Source organism: Cobetia sp. 10Alg 146, from assembly GCF_029846385.1.
GTDB classification, from domain to species: domain Bacteria; phylum Pseudomonadota; class Gammaproteobacteria; order Pseudomonadales; family Halomonadaceae; genus Cobetia; species Cobetia marina.
In genome coordinates this window covers 106184-122954 of sequence record NZ_JARWKT010000001.1, presented here as the reverse complement: position 1 = coordinate 122954, position 16771 = coordinate 106184, and the positions used below count along the sequence as shown (strand labels likewise).

The window sequence follows — 16771 nt, the reverse complement described above, 5'->3', positions numbered from 1 at the left end:
AGAGCACAGGGAAGATTTCTTGTGCATATCACGCAGAATCCTGACCAATGGAGTGGTAGTGAACGTCACTTCGTGGCGTAATGGCCGCTGAGCATCAACTTCAGAATACGGACGGAGATTCCCATGGCGCGCATTGGCGTCCAGTACGAGGATGTACAACGAGCGATAGAATCCTTGATGGCACGTGGTGAAGCGCCCAGCGTGCAGAAGATTCGGGAAGTGCTGGGGACCGGCAGCTTCACCACCATCAGCGATCATCTGCGCGAATGGCGCCAACGTCGCGCCGAGAAACGTGATGAGCCTCTGACCCAGGCGATGCCGGATAGTCTGACGGAGACACTGGCCACGGTATGGAGTGAAGCCCAGTCTCTGGCCAACGAGAGCCTGGCGCACTATCGGCAGGAAGCTGACCGCCAGGCCGAGGCAGCCCGTGAGGCCGAGGCACAGTCACAGCGGCGCGCAGAGGATGCGGAGCAGCGGCTCAGTGCACTCACGGAGCAACTGGCGGGAGTACAGGCGCGTCTCGAGGAGCGCGTGCAGACACTGGCGACCTTGACCAGTGAGCGCGAACAATGGCAGCAATGGCAGGAGAAGCTCGAGAAGCGCCTGACGCTTGCCCAGGAAGATGTCACCGCACTCGAGCGGACACGCGAGCATGACCATGAGCGCCATCAGCAGCTGGTGCAGCAACAGGAAAGCGAATTCAAGGAGCGCCTGGCGCAGGAAGAGTCTCGTCACGAGGCCAGTGAGACGCGTCTGATGAAGCTGCTCGATGATGCGCGCCTGGAGAAGCAGGAGCTGGACAAGCAGCATCGCCGCCGCCACGAGCAGCTCGAGAAGCGCGTGGAACGTCTGGATGCCCAGACGGCGGAGCAGCGGAAGTTGCTTCAGGAAGAGGAACGTCGTCGCTTCGAGGAAACCACGCTACGACAGCAGCGCGATGTGGAGCTCAAGGATCTGCGCTCTCAGCTGGAGCAGTCCATGGCGGAACAATCCCGTCTGGAGGCACAGCTGAGCCAGATCACGCATGAAAACAAGTTGCTCAAGGAGCGCCTGGCCTTCGCGCCGCTTCCTCCCTTTGTGTGTTGATGTTCCTGCAACGTCTGCTGAGGTTGCAGGTACACTCACACCAATGAAAGACGCCACCCTCAGGGGTGGCGTTTCGTTTTGAGGATGGCGCGTTCCCGCACCTCATGACTCTCGTCACACCATGCTCACCGCTGTCGAGAAATCTACAGCAGTTCTTCCGCCACCAGTGCCAGACGCGAACGCTCGACACACTTGAGCGTGACGTGACCGGCATGCGGCCAATTGGCGAAGCGTTGCACTGCCACCGCGAGACCACAGGTATTGGCCGTCAGATAGGGCGTATCGATCTGCCCGACATTGCCCAGCAGCACGACCTTGGTGTTGGCACCAGCCCGGGTCAACAGCCCTTTCAATTGTTTCGGTGTCAGGTTCTGGGCCTCATCGATGATCAGGAAGGTGTCGCTGAGGGTTCGCCCCCGCATGAAGGACGGCGAGCGAATCTGGACACGGTTGCCAATCCAGGCACGGGTGGCCTCCTCGTTCCACGCGCTGGTGCCCTCGCCTTCCTTGCGCAGCAGATTGTCCATATTGTCGTGGAAGGCGCCCATCCACGGCGACATCTTCTCTTCCTCGGTCCCGGGGAGAAAGCCGATCTCTTCCCCCATGGCGATCGGTGCGCGCGTGAAGATGATACGTTCGAAGCGTTTCTTCTCCAGAGTCTGCTCAAATGCCGCCGCCAGGGTCATGTAAGTCTTGCCTGTCCCGGCACTCCCGGCAATCGAGACCATGTCGACGCTCTCATCCATCAACAGATTGAGCGCGAAATTCTGGCGACTGTCATGGGCATTGACGCCCCAGGCGCTACGCTCGTTGCGGAAATCCTGCAATACCTCAAGGCAGGCGTGATCATTGTCCAGCTCGCGCACGATGGCCTCGAAGCTGGCACCACGATCACAATCCGCGATCAACATTCCCGGATACCAGTCCTTGGGCATTTGGCCGGCAAGGGTGTAGAAGGTGCGATGATTCTCGCGACTGACGGTGACATCCACCTGCAGGTCATCCCACACGCCCTGACCGTCAGGCCCAGCCTCGTGATAGAGCTTCACGCCCTCGATCATGGCATCGCTGTCACTGAAGGCGCGATCCGTCAGATAGTCCTCGACAGCCATGCCCAGTGCCGCTGCCTTGATGCGCAGATTGATGTCCTTGGTCACCAGGATGACGGATGCATCCTGACTGCGCGCCGCGAGACTGCGTGTCTCGGCAAGAATGCGGTTGTCGGCGCTTGCCTCGCTCTGATCGATGCTACCGGAGAGAAAATGAAGATTGCCGGCGCCATTCAACGAGCCCGGCAGTGGAATACCGCGCAGAATCTCCTGTGGTGTGATGTCGGCGGTGAGATCAGACAGAGTGCGACTGATCTGGCGAGCAGTGTGGGCAATTTCCTTGTGGCCATTCTTGTGCTTGTCCAGCTCCTCCAGCACCGTCATCGGAATGACGACATCGTGCTCGTCAAACTGGAAGATGGCGGAGGGGTCGTGTATCAGCACGTTGGTATCGAGGACGTACAGACGACGGGACTGCTTCTCGACTCTTACCATTGGCGACATGCCTTCCGTTGGGGTGTGCCCTTTGAAGCTATCACGCTGAATATGTCGAGGATGTTTCAATTTGGCGCTCGATTTCACGCACAGGGTGCTGACAGGTCACGCAACGCAGGCGCATAATCTGTCCCCGGCTCTGCTGGCCGCACTCTCATCTGCTGTTCGTCACGGCCATGTTGCCGGCCTTCCTGCCGAGCATCTCGTGCAGCCATGAGCACGCAGCCACTGGACTCTCTGCACTTTTCATTTGCCAGATTTCATTTGCCAGATTTCATTTGCCAGACATCCCATGCCGCAGATCGTCAGACAACCGCGTCGCCAGGAGCGCTGCGGAAGGACAGATGAAAAAAACCGCCCCTGACGATGTCAGGGGCGGTTTTTCATTGGCGGGTGCACAATGTCACGGGTCTCGATCGTTCAGACCCCGAAACATCAGGCAGTGACACTTTCGCGACGGCGACGGCGCACCTGCAACCAGCCGATCAACCACAACAGCACGATGGCTGGCAGCATCGCGATTTCCTTCGGTGGACGTTCAGCGGTCTGCTGGATGCCATCGATGGTGAAATCGAAATCGATACCGGCCTGCTGTGCCACGCTACCGTATTCCACCATGCTGACCAGCACCTGCTTGTCGCTGATATCCAGCGTCAGACCGACATCGCTCAGGCGCGCTTCGCCACTGTCGGCATCCGACACCGGCAGCAGCACGGTCTTGGAGACCTCATCGCCATCCAGATTGATGCCTGACACATGAATCGGCAGCTTGCTGTCGACCGGTGCCTCCTCCATCAGGGTCTCGATCTGCTGCGGAGCCGCCATGATGACTGGCGGATAGACCATGTCCCACCAATAGCCCGGACGAAACAACGTGAAGGTGATCAGCAGAAGACCGATGGTCTCGTACCAGCGGGTACGCGTCAGCCAATAACCTTGCGTGGCCGCCGCGAAGACCAGCATGGCCGCGACCGCCGAGGCGATGGTGATCGCCAGATGCCAGTAGCTATCGATGTTCATCAGCAACAGGTTGGTGTTGAAGATGAACATGAAGGGCAGGATCGCGGTGCGGATGTCATAGGTGAAGCCCTGGATACCGGTCTTGATCGGGTCTGACTTGGCGATGGCCGCCGCCGCGAAGGCGGCCAGACCCACCGGTGGCGTGTCATCTGCCAGTATCCCGAAGTAGAACACGAACAGGTGCACGGCGATCAGCGGCACGATCAGGCCGTTCTCGGCGCCCAGATTGACGATGACCGGCGCCATCAGCGTGGAGACCACGATGTAGTTGGCCGTGGTGGGAAGCCCCATGCCCAGAATCAGACTGATCACGGCAGTGAAGATCAGGATCAGCATCAGGTTGCCTGCCGAGATGAACTCGACGAATGCCGTCATCTTGAGCCCGAGCCCGGTCAGGGTCACGGTACCGACCACGATACCGGCCGCCGCCGTGGCGACACCGATCCCGATCATGTTCTTGGCACCGATGACCAGACCATGGAACAGGTCCTCACCGCCACGCTGGGTTGCCCCCCCCAGATTGCCTTCCTTGCGGAAGATCGCGACCAATGGGCGTTGGGTCACGGTGATGAAGATCATGAACAGCACCGCCCAGAAGGCGGAAAGCCCCGGCGACATGCGCTCGACGGTCAGACACCACACCAGCACCACGACCGGCAGCAGGAAATAGAGACCGACCTTGACCGTCGGACCCACCGGCGGCAATTCATCGATGTCCCCTTCCTCCAGCGGAGGGAAGCAGGCGGAATAGGCGATCAGGCCGACATAGGACGCCAGCAGCAGCGGCAGCACGATATAGATCGCACCATCACCCGCCAGACCCTTGATCCAGCCGATACCGTAATAGACCACCAGCGTGAGCACGCCCATGCCGATGAAGACGGTCAGGAAGGTCAGCATCGAAGCCATCAGGCTGGTCTTGTGCGTCCGCTTGAGGCCTTCCATGCCGGCCTTGCACGCTTCCAGGTGCACGATGTAGATCAGCGCGATATAGGAGATCAGTGCAGGCAACAAGGCATGCTTGATGACATCCAGATAGGGAATGCCGACATATTCCACCATCAGGAAGGCAGCAGCGCCCATGATCGGAGGTGTCAGCTGGCCGTTGGTGGAGGCTGCCACCTCGACGGCGCCTGCCTTGGTGCCAGGGAAGCCGACCTTCTTCATCAACGGGATGGTGAAGGTCCCGGTGGTCACGACGTTGGCGATGGAAGAGCCGGAAATGATCCCCGACAGGCCAGACGCCACAACGGCAGCCTTGGCCGGTCCGCCGCGCATGTGACCGAGCATCGAGAAGGCCATGCGGATGAAGTAGTTGCCGGCACCGGCGCGTTCAAGCAAGGCGCCGAACAGCACGAACAGGAAGACGAAGTCGGTGGAGACACCCAGCGCGACACCGAAGACCCCTTCCGTGGTCAGCCACTGATGCCCCAGAAGCTTGTTGAGACTGGCCCCGGCATGCGCGATGACATCGGGCATGTAGGCGCCAAACAGACTGTAGAGCAGGAAGACGGTGGCGACGACCGCAAGCGGCGGCCCGAGCGCGCGACGGGTCGCTTCCAGCAGCAACAGGAGGCCGATGCCCGAGAACACGAGGTCCGTCGTGGTATAGGCACCCGCTCGTCGCGCCAGTTCGTCACTGAAGATGAGCACGTAGGCCACGCCTGCCACGGCGAATATCGCCAACGCCCAGTCATACAGAGGAATACGATTGGCGGGCGCGCCCTTGTAAGCGGGATAGGCCACGAACGCCAGCGAGATGGCGAAGCAGAGATGGACGGCTCGCGCGGTGTCGGAGTTCAGCAGCGACAAGGGCGAGGCGTGATAGAGCTGGAAAAGAGACCAGGCAAGCGGGATCAACCACATGAAATGGCGCCCCACGAAGCCTTCCGGATGACGCCCGCCGACCTCCGATTCGAGCATCTTCTGCACTTCTGCATCATGATCCGTCTCGGCGCCAGGCGCAGAGGACGGCGGTGAAGATTGAGTTTTGGTCATTTTTTATGATCCGATCAACGCGAGTCAGGCGATGACTGGCAGGCATCATCAGGAAACGGCATCTACGTCTACCCGCCATGTTCCCGACCCAGGATGACGCTGCACAGCCACATGCTTATCAAGCAGGTTACATCTTCAGTATGTCCGGCCTGACGGATGTTTCCATTAATTGGCTGAATCAGGACGATATTTCCTGACTCAGCGCCGAGCGACGCTCGGGGTACCACCTTTCCCATCTGCTCACCGCTCAGACCGACAGGGATGGATCATGCGCCTTGCTGCATCACCAGACCCGCCGGCGGCAGCCATCCATTGGCCATGCAGGAGCTGCGACTCATGAGGACGACGAGTCACGAAGGTGAGGTCTTTACAACGTTCCTGCACAAGCACGGAGACCGCAACATGTGCGGTCTCCGTGGTGAAGCCTGGTCAGCCTGCGACAGGCAAGCGAGTCAACCGCATCACTCGCTCAGCAGGCCCGCTTCCTTGTAGTACTGCTTGGCGCCATCGTGCAGCGGAGCTGTCAGCGATGCACTGACCATCTCTTCCTTGTTCAGCACCTGGAAGGCCGGGTGCAGACGCTGGAACTGATCGAAGTTGTCGAACACGGCCTTGACCACCTCATAGGCGACACGATCTTCCACTTCGGTGCTGGACACGATGGTGGCGCGCACCCCGAAGGTGGTGACGTCGTCATCGTTGCCGCGATACATGCCGCCCGGGATGGTGGCGACCGAGAAGTACGGCTTCTCGTCGACCAGCTTGGTGACCGCGTCGCCGGTGACGTTGACCAGAGTCGCGTCACAGGTGGTGGTGGCTTCCTTGATGGAACCGGACGGGTGACCCACGACATAGACGTAGCCGTCGATCTTGTTGTCGCACAGCGCGGAGGACATCTCAGAAGCCTTGAGCTCGGATGCCACCGAGTAGACGCTGGTGTCCTTATCCTGGGAAGACAGCAGGGTGTCGATGGTGGAGCGCTGACCGGAACCCGGGTTGCCGATGTTCATGCGCTTGCCTTCCAGCTGATCGAACTCGGTCACGCCACTGTCCTTGCGGGCAACGACGGTGAACGGTTCCGGGTGCAGGGAGAACAGGGAGCGCAGTTCCTTGTTGGGGCCGAAGTCCGCGAAGTCACCCTCGCCTTCATAGGCGTTGTAGTGGGCATCTGACTGAGCGACGCCCATGTCCAGCTCACCGGTACGAATGCTGTTCAGGTTGTAGCCTGAACCACCCGTGGACTCGACGCTGCAACGAATGCCGTGTTCCGCCTTGCCACGATTCACGAGGCGGCAGATGGCACCACCGGCCGGATAGTAGACGCCGGTGACACCGCCGGTGCCGATGGTCACGAAGGTCTGCTCCGCGGCGCTGGCGCCACCGGAGATCCCCATCAGGCCAAGACCTGCGGTCGCGACCGCCGCTGTCAACGACTTCTTGATCATGGTCATCTTGAAACTCCCTTTGCTGGCTTGTTATTGGTGTTGCCGTCTTGCATCCCGGCTGAACACTGCGAAGGAGACAACCTGATCACCGCATTGCATGACAAGGTTGATATTTCAGCAACTTGTGGATGCTCGACGCTGAGATGAGATTAGCATAGCTGATGTCTCTGGTACGTAACGGAAAAGCTTTATGCTACGAAAGGTGTATGCGCTGGCAAGATCATGTGGTGACCTGAACTGGCAGACAAGAAATTCACTGGTCAAGCGCCCTTCGCGCATAAAAAAACGCCCCGCGGTGATGCCGCGAGGCGTTTTTTCAAGCTGGCGATCGCTGACGAGTGTCAACGAATGGTAACGCTGCCCATGGAATAGCCCAGAGCTTCCTCACCGTCGCCTGCATGGGGCGTCAAGTGCGGGTCACGCTGCGCATGGTCACGAATTCTTCGGCAGCGGTCGGGTGGATACCGACCGTCAGGTCGAAGTCGGTCTTGGTCAAGCCAGCACGTACGGCAATGCCGATGCCCTGCATGATCTCGCCTGCCTCATCCCCCACCATGTGGACGCCGACGACCTTGTCGGTTGCATCATCGACGATCAGCTTCATCAGACTGCGCTCGTCACTGCCGGACAGCGTGTGCTTCATCGGGCGGAAATCGGCGGTGTAGACACGGATGCTGTCGAACTTCTCGCGCGCCGCTTCCTCGCTGAGGCCGACGGTGCCGATGTTGGGGTGACAGAACACGGCCGTCGCGATGGTGTCGTAATCCAGGCCACCGACCACGCCATCACCGAAGTGTGCGCGAACCAGATGCATGGCCTCTTCCAGCGCGACCGGCGTGAGCTCCGGCCCGCCGGTGATGTCACCGAGTGCCAAGATGGAGGGGGTGGTGGTCTCGAAGCGCTCATTGACGCGCACGGTACCGTCGGCATTCAGCTCGACATCGACATTCTCGAGCCCGAGACCATCGATGTTCGGCTTGCGACCGGTCGCGGCGAGAATGCAGTCGACTTCCAGCACCTGGCCATCGCTGAGGCTGACCTGATAGACATCGCCCTGCTTGTCGATGGACTGCACGGTGGTGTTGAAGTGCAGGTTGACGCCCTTCTTGGCCATCTCGTCGCGCGTGAAGGCGCGCACTTCATCGTCAAAGCCCCGCAGGAACAGCTCGCCGCGATAGCTCAGATGCGCCTCGGCCCCCAGGCCATTGAAGATGCTGGCGAACTCGACGGCGATGTAGCCGCCGCCAATGACGAAGAAGCGCTTGGGGAACTGCTCGAGATCGAAGATGCGGTTGGAATCCAGCGCATGCTCACGGCCCGGGAAGTCCGGCAGGAAAGGCCAGCCACCGGTGGCCACCAGAATCTTCGCGGCGGTATAGCGCTTGCCGTTGACTTCGACGGTGTTGGCATCGGCGATCGTGGCACGGCCGTCGATCAGCGTGGTGCCGGAGTTGTTGAGCATGTTGCGGTAGATGCCGTTCAGGCGCGTGATCTCGGCGGTCTTGCGATCTCGCAGAGTGGCCCAGTCAAACCGGGGAGCCTCGCCGATGTTCCAACCGAAACCTGCGCTGTCCTTGAAGGAATCATGGTAGTGAGCCGCATAGGAGTAGAGCTTCTTCGGCACGCAACCCACGTTGACGCAGGTGCCGCCGAGATAGCGATCTTCCGCGACGGCAACGCGTGCACCGGTGGCTGCGGCAGTACGCGCTGCACGCACACCGCCGGAACCGGCGCCAATGACGAACAGGTCGAAGTCAAACTGGCCTGTCACAGGCTGTTGGGTCTGATCGGACACGGGAATCTCCTTGGTAAATTGGCCACATGGTATCAGGAGTCATGCCCCTCGGCAGCCCCATGACGTGGGCCGCGGTCATCCGCCATCATGACTGCTGGTTGACCCTGCAGGTCATCGCGCGGTAAAAATACCAATGATGTTAGACAAAAGTTACAACATGCGCCGCTCACGATGGCCTGCGATGTTGACGTATTGCATTGCAGAGGGCCTGGCGGCGGCAAGCATGTCTGTACAACATCTTCCCCTGCCCCGTCATCCTGATAAGTGGTCCCCTCGCCATGAGCAATATTGAAAAGCTGTTGGAGCAGAACAAGGTCTGGGCCGAGTCCATGACCGAGCGTGATCCTGACTTCTTCAAGCGACTCTCCGACCAGCAGAATCCGGACTATCTGTGGATCGGCTGTTCCGACTCACGCGTCCCCGCCAACCAGATCATCGATCTCCCGCCGGGTGAAGTCTTCGTTCACCGCAACGTCGCCAACCTGATTCACTACAACGACATGAATGCGTTGTCAGTGATCCAGTACGCCGTGGATGTCCTCAAGGTCGAGCACATCATGATCGTCGGCCATTACGGTTGTGGTGGTGTACGCGCTGCCATCACCGGCGGGGACAACGGCATGGTGGACTACTGGCTGCACAGTCTGCGCGAGCTCTACAACCTGCATCACGCCGAGCTCAAGGACTTGCCGCTGGACGAACAGGTCGACCGCATGTGTGAGCTGAATGCGCGTTCTCAGGTACAGAACCTGGCGCGTACCAAGATCCTCCAGCGTGCCTGGGAGCGCGGTCAGAATCTGCAGATTCATGGTTGGGTCTATGGCCTCTCGGATGGTCGCGTCAACAACCTGGAGTGCACCATCAGCGGTCTCTCCCAGGTGCCGAACCTCTATCGGGTTGACCGCCTGACGCCTGTCGCCGGCAGCAATGAGTAAGTGAAATGAGTAAGTGAGCAGGCGCACCCTGCTCTGCCTCCACGCCTGAGGCTTCTCGGCTCGCCAGCGGTACGCCACCACACGCCTTCCTTTCGGGAGGCGTGTCACGTTGCAGCGTTGATTTCGGGTGTATGACGCCCGCGAGACTGCGCACAACGACTAGACCTTAGTCGCGAATCAAGCCTCGCACCAGAACGGTGCACCTCATCGTTTCCTTCCAGGCAATCTCGGATTCCTCGTCCGGGAACACCGCCTCGTCAAGAATTTCCCCGCCGTCATCTCCGCAAGACAGGCTCCGTCGTCTGCCCGACTCGCGAGAGGACACGATGGCGTGGCTCTCTTGCCACCTTTCGATGAGCAAGGATGCATATCGCCATCAAGCCATTGAATTGAATAAGAATATCCCTTCAACCGCCTTTGTCGGAATGCTATCACCAGTCACGCTTTCCCCACGTGACACAGGCAAGAGACTTAACCAACCGTCCTGAACGACACTTGCCATCGTCCAACGAACGCCATGCAAGACGCCCTTGCCTCGTGATGCACCAGCAACGTGTGTGTTGCGCTTTTGTCGACACCGCTATTCACGGCCTGAATCTGGCTAGTCAACATTTCGATTGTCTCTGTGCGGCGTGTCTCACTACTGTGAAAGCGCATCCTTGCGTGTCGCCCTGAGGGAGACAATGCGAAGAGAGCCACAAGAACAACCAAACATCACAAGCAAAGGGAAGCTCATGACCCGTCAGAATGCCTTCCAGTCCCTCTTCCAAAAGAAGACCCTGTGCGCGCTGATCGGCAGCGCGACATTGGCCATGGCGACACCAGCCCTGGCCGAAGATGTCACCTTGCGCATGGCCTACGACGCAGACCCGGTCACGCTCGATATCCACGAGCAACTCTCCGGCGGCACTCTGCAGCTGTCGCACATGGTCTATGACCCGCTGATTCGCTGGAACAAGGATCTGGGCTTCGATGGCCGTCTGGCCAAGAGCTGGGAGCGTGTCGATGACAACACCATGCGTTTCCATCTGCGCGAAGGCGTCAAGTTCCATTCCGGCAATGACTTCTCCGCCAAGGATGTGGTCTGGACCATCGAGCGCCTCAAGAAGAGTGCTGACTTCAAGGCCATCTTCGCACCGTTCACTGACGTCAAGGCAGTGGATGACTACACCGTGGATCTGGTGACCGACAAGCCCTTCCCGCTGGTGCTGAATGCCGCGACCTACATCTTCCCGATGGACAGCAAGTTCTATTCCGGCGAGACCGAAGACGGCAAGGCCAAGGATGAGATCGCCAAGGCCGCCAACACCTTCGCCTCACGCAACGAGTCCGGTACCGGCCCCTACAAGGTCACTGACCGTCAGCAGGGCGTGAAGATCAGCTTCGAGCGCTTCGAGGATTACTGGGATACCGAATCCCCGGGCAATGTCGACGACATCGTGCTGACGCCGATCAAGGAAAACGCCACCCGTGTCGCGGCGCTGCTTTCCGGCGACATGGACTTCATCGCGCCGGTACCGCCGACCGACCTGGAACGCATCCGCAAGCAGGATGGCGTGCACCTGGTCGAGATGGGCGGCACCCGCATCATCACCTTCCAGATGAACCAGGAACGTGTCGAAGCCTTCAAGGACAAGCGTGTCCGCCAGGCGGTCAACTACGCCATCAATCAGGAAGGTATCGCCCAGAAGCTGATGAAGGGCTTCGCGACCCCCGCTGCCCAGATGTCGCCGGATGGTTATCAGGGCCACAATCCTGAGCTGACACCGCGCTATGACGTGGCCAAGGCCAAGGAGCTGATGAAGGAAGCCGGTTACGAGGATGGCTTCGAGATCAGCATGATGGCGCCCAACAACCGCTATGTGAACGACGCCAAGATCGCTCAGGCCGTCGCCTCGATGCTGGCCAAGATCAACATCACGGTAGATCTCAAGACCCTGCCCAAGGCCCAATACTGGCCGGAATATGATGCACGTGCGGCCGACATGATGATGATCGGCTGGCACTCGGATACCGAAGACAGCGCCAACTTCTTCGAATTCCTGACCTTCTGCCCGGATGCCGACAGCGGTGTCGGTCAGTACAACTCCGGCAACTACTGCAACCCGGACGTCGACAAGATGGTCACCGAGGCCAACCTGGAGACCGACACCGAGAAGCGCGCCAAGATGTTGCAGGCTGCCGAGAAAGCCGTCTACGACGATGCCGGCTTCGTGCCGCTGCACTGGCAGAACCTTGCCTGGGGCGCGCGTGATGGCGTCAACATCGAGCCGGTCCTCAACGTGATGAACTTCCCGTACCTGGGTGATCTGGTCATCGACCAGGACTGATCCCACGCCGTGAGTGAGCGACAGGTACTGGACCGTCTTGCATCGTCCAGTGCCATGTTCCTGGCCACGCACCCCTCGCGACAGGCAAGTCAGGCAACCGGAGACAGGCAACGTGAGCTCTCTGGTTGCCCTGCTTGGCTGAAGGCGACGACTTACCCCCGCTTGTTCCTTCCCCTTGGTCATCGCCTCTCGGTGATGGGTTGGGGAGCCTGTGCCCGATGACAGGCCAGCGACAGGCGGGACTCCTGACACCCAGCGCGATTGGCCAGCCAGACCAGGCCGCCGCGCGCGAGACCGTGATGTTCACGAGGAAGGTGGCGATCCATGATTGCCTTTCTGATCAAACGCCTGATGCACGCCGTACTGGTCATGTTCGTGATCAGCATCATCAGCTTCGCCATTCAGGACAACCTGGGCGACCCGCTGCGCGAGATGACCGGCCAGGCCGTGTCAGAAGCCCAGCGTGAAGTCATGCGCGATGAAATGGGGCTCAACGACCCATTCATCACCCAATATCTGCGTTTTGCCGGCAATGCCCTGCAAGGGGATCTCGGCACCTCGTATTTCTACAAGCAGCCAGCGACCGAGGTGATACTCAAGCACCTGCCCGCCACGCTGGAACTGGTGATGGCCTCGAGCCTGATCATCATCCTGCTCTCTGCCCCCATCGGCGTGTTCGCGGCGATCCGCCCACGCAACTGGCTGTCACGCCTGTTCATGGGCACCTCGATCATCGGAATCTCGGTGCCGGTGTTCCTGACGGCCATCGTGTTGATCCAGCTGTTCGCGATCGGCGTCACGGTGGACTGGTTCCCCGGTGATACCACCTGGGGCAGTGTGCTGAACGGCATGCTCTCCACCGATGGCGGCATGCCTTCCTACGGGCGGGGTGAGCTGGTCCATGTGGCAGGCCCCTGGTCCAGCGGCTTCTTCACCGCCGATGGCCTCTGGCATCTGGTACTGCCGGCCATCTCGCTGGCCTCGATCATGCTGCCGCTGTTCATCCGCCTGATTCGCGCCGAGATGATGGAGGTCCTGCAGTCGGACTACATCAAGTTCGCACGTGCCAAGGGGATCGGCCTCAAGCGCATCTACTTCCTGCACGCACTGAAGAACACCATGCTGCCGGTGATCACCGTCGGCGGCGTGCAGATCGGCACCATGGTGGCCTACACCATCCTGACCGAGACCGTCTTCCAGTGGCCGGGCATGGGCCTGATGTTCCTCGAGGCCATCACCCGCTCCGACATTCCGCTGATCGTGGCCTACCTGATGATGGTCGGCGTGATCTTCGTGATCACCAATACGCTCGTCGACCTGATCTACGGTCTGGTCAACCCCACCGTCAAGCTTGCGGGGAAATCGGCATGAGCCATTCCACTTCCGAGACCCATACGCCCGTCACTCCGAAGACCAGCTCCATCGCGGTGCCCGGACGCTGGCAGCGCTTCCGTGAGTCCTATCTGGTCTACAGCTTCAAGCGTGACTGGATGGCCCAGGCCTGCCTGCTGGTCTTCATCGCCATGGTGCTCGGGGCCTTTCTCGCCCCGTGGATCGCCCCGGCGGACCCCTATGACCTGGCCACCATCGACATCATGAACTCGGAGCTTCCGCCGGCGTGGATGGCGGGTGGTGATCCGGCCTTCCTGCTGGGCACCGATGCCCAGGGGCGGGATCTGCTCTCCACCATTCTGTACGGCACCCGCGTGTCGCTGCTGATCGGCTTCGGTGCCGTGATTCTGCAGGCGCTGCTCGGCGTGACCTTCGGGCTGCTGGCGGGCTATCTGGGGGGACGTGTCGATGCCTTCCTGATGCGCATGGCGGATATCCAGCTGTCGTTCTCGACCCTGATGGTGGCCATCGTGGTGGGTGCCATCATCAAGGCGACCTTCGGTGGCGCCGCCTTCTCGGACTATGCGCTGATCCTGCTGATCCTGATCATCGGGCTGGCGGAATGGCCCCAGTATGCGCGCACCGTCAGGGCGTCCGTGCTGGCGGAGAAGAGCAAGGAATATGTCGATGCCGCACGGGTGATGGGCTTCCGCTCCCGCCGCATCATGTTCCGCCACATTCTTCCCAATACCCTGTCGCCGATCTTCGTCATCTCCACCGTGCAGATCGCCAACGCGATCATCTCGGAGGCGGCGCTGTCCTTCCTCGGCCTCGGCATGCCGGAAACCCAGCCGTCACTGGGCTCATTGATCAAATCGGGCTTCGACTATCTGCAGTCAGGCAGCTGGTGGATCACGCTGATTCCCGGTGGCGTGCTGATTCTGCTGGTACTGGTGATCAATCTGCTGGGCGACTGGCTGCGTGACGTGATGAACCCCCGCCTCTACAAGGGCTGAAGCCGCGAGGAATCAAGACAATGGCATTACTTGAAGTCAACCACCTCGATGTCCGCTTCGCCATGCGAGGCGGCGAGGTCCGCGCCCTGCGCGACGTCAGTTTCACGCTGGAACGCGGCGAACGCCTGGGCATCGTGGGCGAGTCGGGGGCCGGCAAGTCGGTCGCCGCCTTCACCATCCTGAATCTGATCGCCAAGCCCGGCTACATTGCCGGCGGCGAGATCAAATTCGATGGCGAAGTGCTCAACACCATGAAGCCCAAGGCGATGCAATCGATTCGCGGCAATCGCATCTCGATGATCTTCCAGGACCCGATGATGACGCTGAATCCGGTGCTGACCATCGGCGAGCAGATGATCGAGTGCTTGAAGGCGCACCGTCGCATCTCCAGCAAGGATGCGCGCGCCATCGCCCTGCACAAGCTCAATCAGGTCTTCATTCCCTCACCGGAAAAGCGTCTTGATCAGTACCCGCACGAGCTGTCCGGTGGCATGCGTCAGCGCATCATCATCGCCATCGCGTTGCTGCTGGACCCGGACATCATCGTCGCCGATGAGCCGACCACCGCACTGGATGTGACCATCCAGGCCGAGATCATGGAGCTGCTGCTGCTGCTGTGCGAGAAGCACAATGTCGGGCTGATCCTGATCACCCACGACCTGGGTGTCGTCAGCCAGGTGACCCAGCGCACCCTGGTGATGTATGCCGGCCGTGTGATCGAGCAGGGCCCGACCCGCGAGATCATCAATGATGCTCAGCACCCCTATACCCAGGGGCTGATCAACGCCCTGCCCCAGATGGCCACGCCCGGTAGTCGCCTGAATCAGATTCGCGGCTCGATGCCCACGCTGACCAAGATTCCGGCTGGCTGCGCCTTCAATCCGCGCTGTGATTTCGCGGCGGATGTCTGTCATGAGCAGGTGCCCGCCTTCGTGGCTTCCGGCAATTGCAAGGTGGCCTGTCACATGGTGCAGGCGATGGTGAAAGGAGAGTCGTGGACCCCGATCGTCACCGATGCCTCCCAGGCTCCCCGAACGGAGGTGAACGCATGAGTCAGGCCATTCTCACACCAGAGGAGCGTCTCGCCAGCGGGACAAGTGCCGCGCTCGGCGACACCCTGGTCGAGATCCGCGATCTCGAGAAACGCTTCTCGCTGTCCGGTGACTTCCTCGAACAGCTGACCTTCGAGAAGGGACGCCTGCGGCGCAAGCAGGAGTACGTGCATGCCATCAATGGCGTCACTCTCGACGTCAAGCGTGGCGAGGCGTTGTGTGTCGTCGGCGAGTCCGGCTGTGGCAAGTCGACGGTCGCACGTACCGTGATGGGGCTGCTCAAGCCCAGTGGCGGGGAGATACGGTTCGACGGGACACGTATCGATGACATGGCGCCCAGGGACCTGCTGCCCTATCGCCGACGCATGCAGATGATCTTCCAGAACCCCTATGCGTCGCTCAATCCCCGCATGACCATCCAGCAGACGCTGGAGGAACCGCTGCGCTTCCACCAGCCGACACTGAAGGATGGTGAGATCCGCGACAAGATCGAGGAGGTGATGCGCTCGGTGGGGATCGACCCGGATTGGGGCAAGCGCTATGCCCACGAGTTCTCCGGTGGCCAGCGCCAGCGCATCTCGATTGCCCGCGCACTGGCGGTGGACCCCGAGTTCATCGTCGCCGATGAGCCGATCTCGGCACTGGATGTCTCGATTCAGGCTCAGGTGCTCAATCTGATGATGGATGCGCAGGAACAGCGGGATCTGACCTACCTGTTCATCACCCATGATCTTGCCGTGGTAGAGCACTTCGGGACACGTGTCGCCGTGATGTATCTGGGGACCCTGTGTGAGCTGGCGGACACTCGTTCGCTGTTCGCTCGTCCCAGACATCCCTACACCCAGGCACTGATGTCGGCGATACCGCGCCTACATGATGACAAGCCCAATCACATCCGCCTGGAGGGTGAGGTGACGACCCCGGTAAATCTGCCATCGGGCTGCGTCTTCCATGGCCGCTGCCCGCATGCCAATGAACGCTGCCGTCGGGAGATCCCGCGCTTGATCGCCATCGAGGGTGGTCAGGTGGCCTGCCATGCCGTCGAGGAAGGCAGAATCGACTGAGCAGGACACCTGCCCAGATGCCACTCCGTGGTGAGTCGCCCCGTGCCTCAGGGCCCGGCCCTCGGGGCACGGATGGCGATGTCCAAGGCAGCCGGCGCAAGCCGACTGCCTTGCCGTCTGATGACATGCCTGGCATGGACTTTCGGGTCGG

General features: G+C 60.4%; 11 protein-coding genes. 7 read left to right on the top strand and 4 right to left on the bottom strand.

The features are described 5' to 3' along the window. Positions 1-123: 123 nt before the first annotated feature. Positions 124-1089: a DNA-binding protein gene (locus QD172_RS00460; protein ID WP_279854543.1), complete on the top strand. Its 966-nt coding sequence runs from the start codon at positions 124-126 to the stop codon at positions 1087-1089. Between the two features lie 143 nt (positions 1090-1232). On the opposite strand, the gene QD172_RS00455 is transcribed toward QD172_RS00460, so the two are convergent. The 4 genes from QD172_RS00455 to gorA form a co-directional block, all read right to left on the bottom strand. Further along, positions 1233-2633: a PhoH family protein gene (locus tag QD172_RS00455; RefSeq protein WP_077376418.1), complete on the bottom strand. Its 1401-nt coding sequence runs from the start codon at positions 2631-2633 to the stop codon at positions 1233-1235. A 435-nt stretch (positions 2634-3068) separates the two neighbouring features. Then, positions 3069-5651: a TRAP transporter permease gene (locus QD172_RS00450; RefSeq protein ID WP_077376421.1), complete on the bottom strand. Its 2583-nt coding sequence runs from the start codon at positions 5649-5651 to the stop codon at positions 3069-3071. Positions 5652-6112: 461 nt separating this feature from the next. Further along, a complete protein-coding gene (locus QD172_RS00445) occupies positions 6113-7102 on the bottom strand; it encodes a TAXI family TRAP transporter solute-binding subunit (protein ID WP_103751429.1) in 990 nt (329 codons plus the stop codon). A 400-nt stretch (positions 7103-7502) separates the two neighbouring features. Next, positions 7503-8891, bottom strand: coding sequence for a glutathione-disulfide reductase (gene gorA, locus QD172_RS00440; protein WP_254696484.1), 1389 nt, complete (start codon positions 8889-8891; stop codon positions 7503-7505). A gap of 278 nt (positions 8892-9169) precedes the next feature. Between gorA and can the strand changes: the two genes are divergently transcribed. The 6 genes from can to QD172_RS00410 all read left to right on the top strand — a co-directional run bounded on the left by can (position 9170) and on the right by QD172_RS00410 (position 16620). Beyond that, on the top strand, positions 9170-9826 hold the full coding sequence (gene can / locus QD172_RS00435; RefSeq protein ID WP_084208684.1) for a carbonate dehydratase: 657 nt from the start codon (positions 9170-9172) through the stop codon (positions 9824-9826). Positions 9827-10560: 734 nt separating this feature from the next. Beyond that, positions 10561-12156, top strand: a complete 1596-nt coding sequence (locus QD172_RS00430) for an ABC transporter substrate-binding protein (RefSeq protein WP_084208685.1) — start codon at positions 10561-10563, stop codon at positions 12154-12156. A 324-nt stretch (positions 12157-12480) separates the two neighbouring features. After that, entirely contained in the window at positions 12481-13527 is a 1047-nt protein-coding gene (locus tag QD172_RS00425; protein ID WP_279854542.1) for an ABC transporter permease, read from the top strand. Further along, entirely contained in the window at positions 13524-14504 is a 981-nt protein-coding gene (locus tag QD172_RS00420) for an ABC transporter permease (RefSeq protein WP_077376435.1), read from the top strand. Before QD172_RS00425 ends, QD172_RS00420 begins: the two co-directional genes overlap by 4 nt. Positions 14505-14524: 20 nt before the next feature. Beyond that, positions 14525-15556 carry an ABC transporter ATP-binding protein gene (locus QD172_RS00415; RefSeq protein ID WP_136937816.1) on the top strand — a complete coding sequence of 344 codons (1032 nt, stop codon included), beginning with the start codon at positions 14525-14527 and terminating at the stop codon, positions 15554-15556. After that, positions 15553-16620: an oligopeptide/dipeptide ABC transporter ATP-binding protein gene (locus tag QD172_RS00410; RefSeq protein WP_279854541.1), complete on the top strand. Its 1068-nt coding sequence runs from the start codon at positions 15553-15555 to the stop codon at positions 16618-16620. Before QD172_RS00415 ends, QD172_RS00410 begins: the two co-directional genes overlap by 4 nt. The last annotated feature ends 151 nt before the right edge of the window (positions 16621-16771 follow it).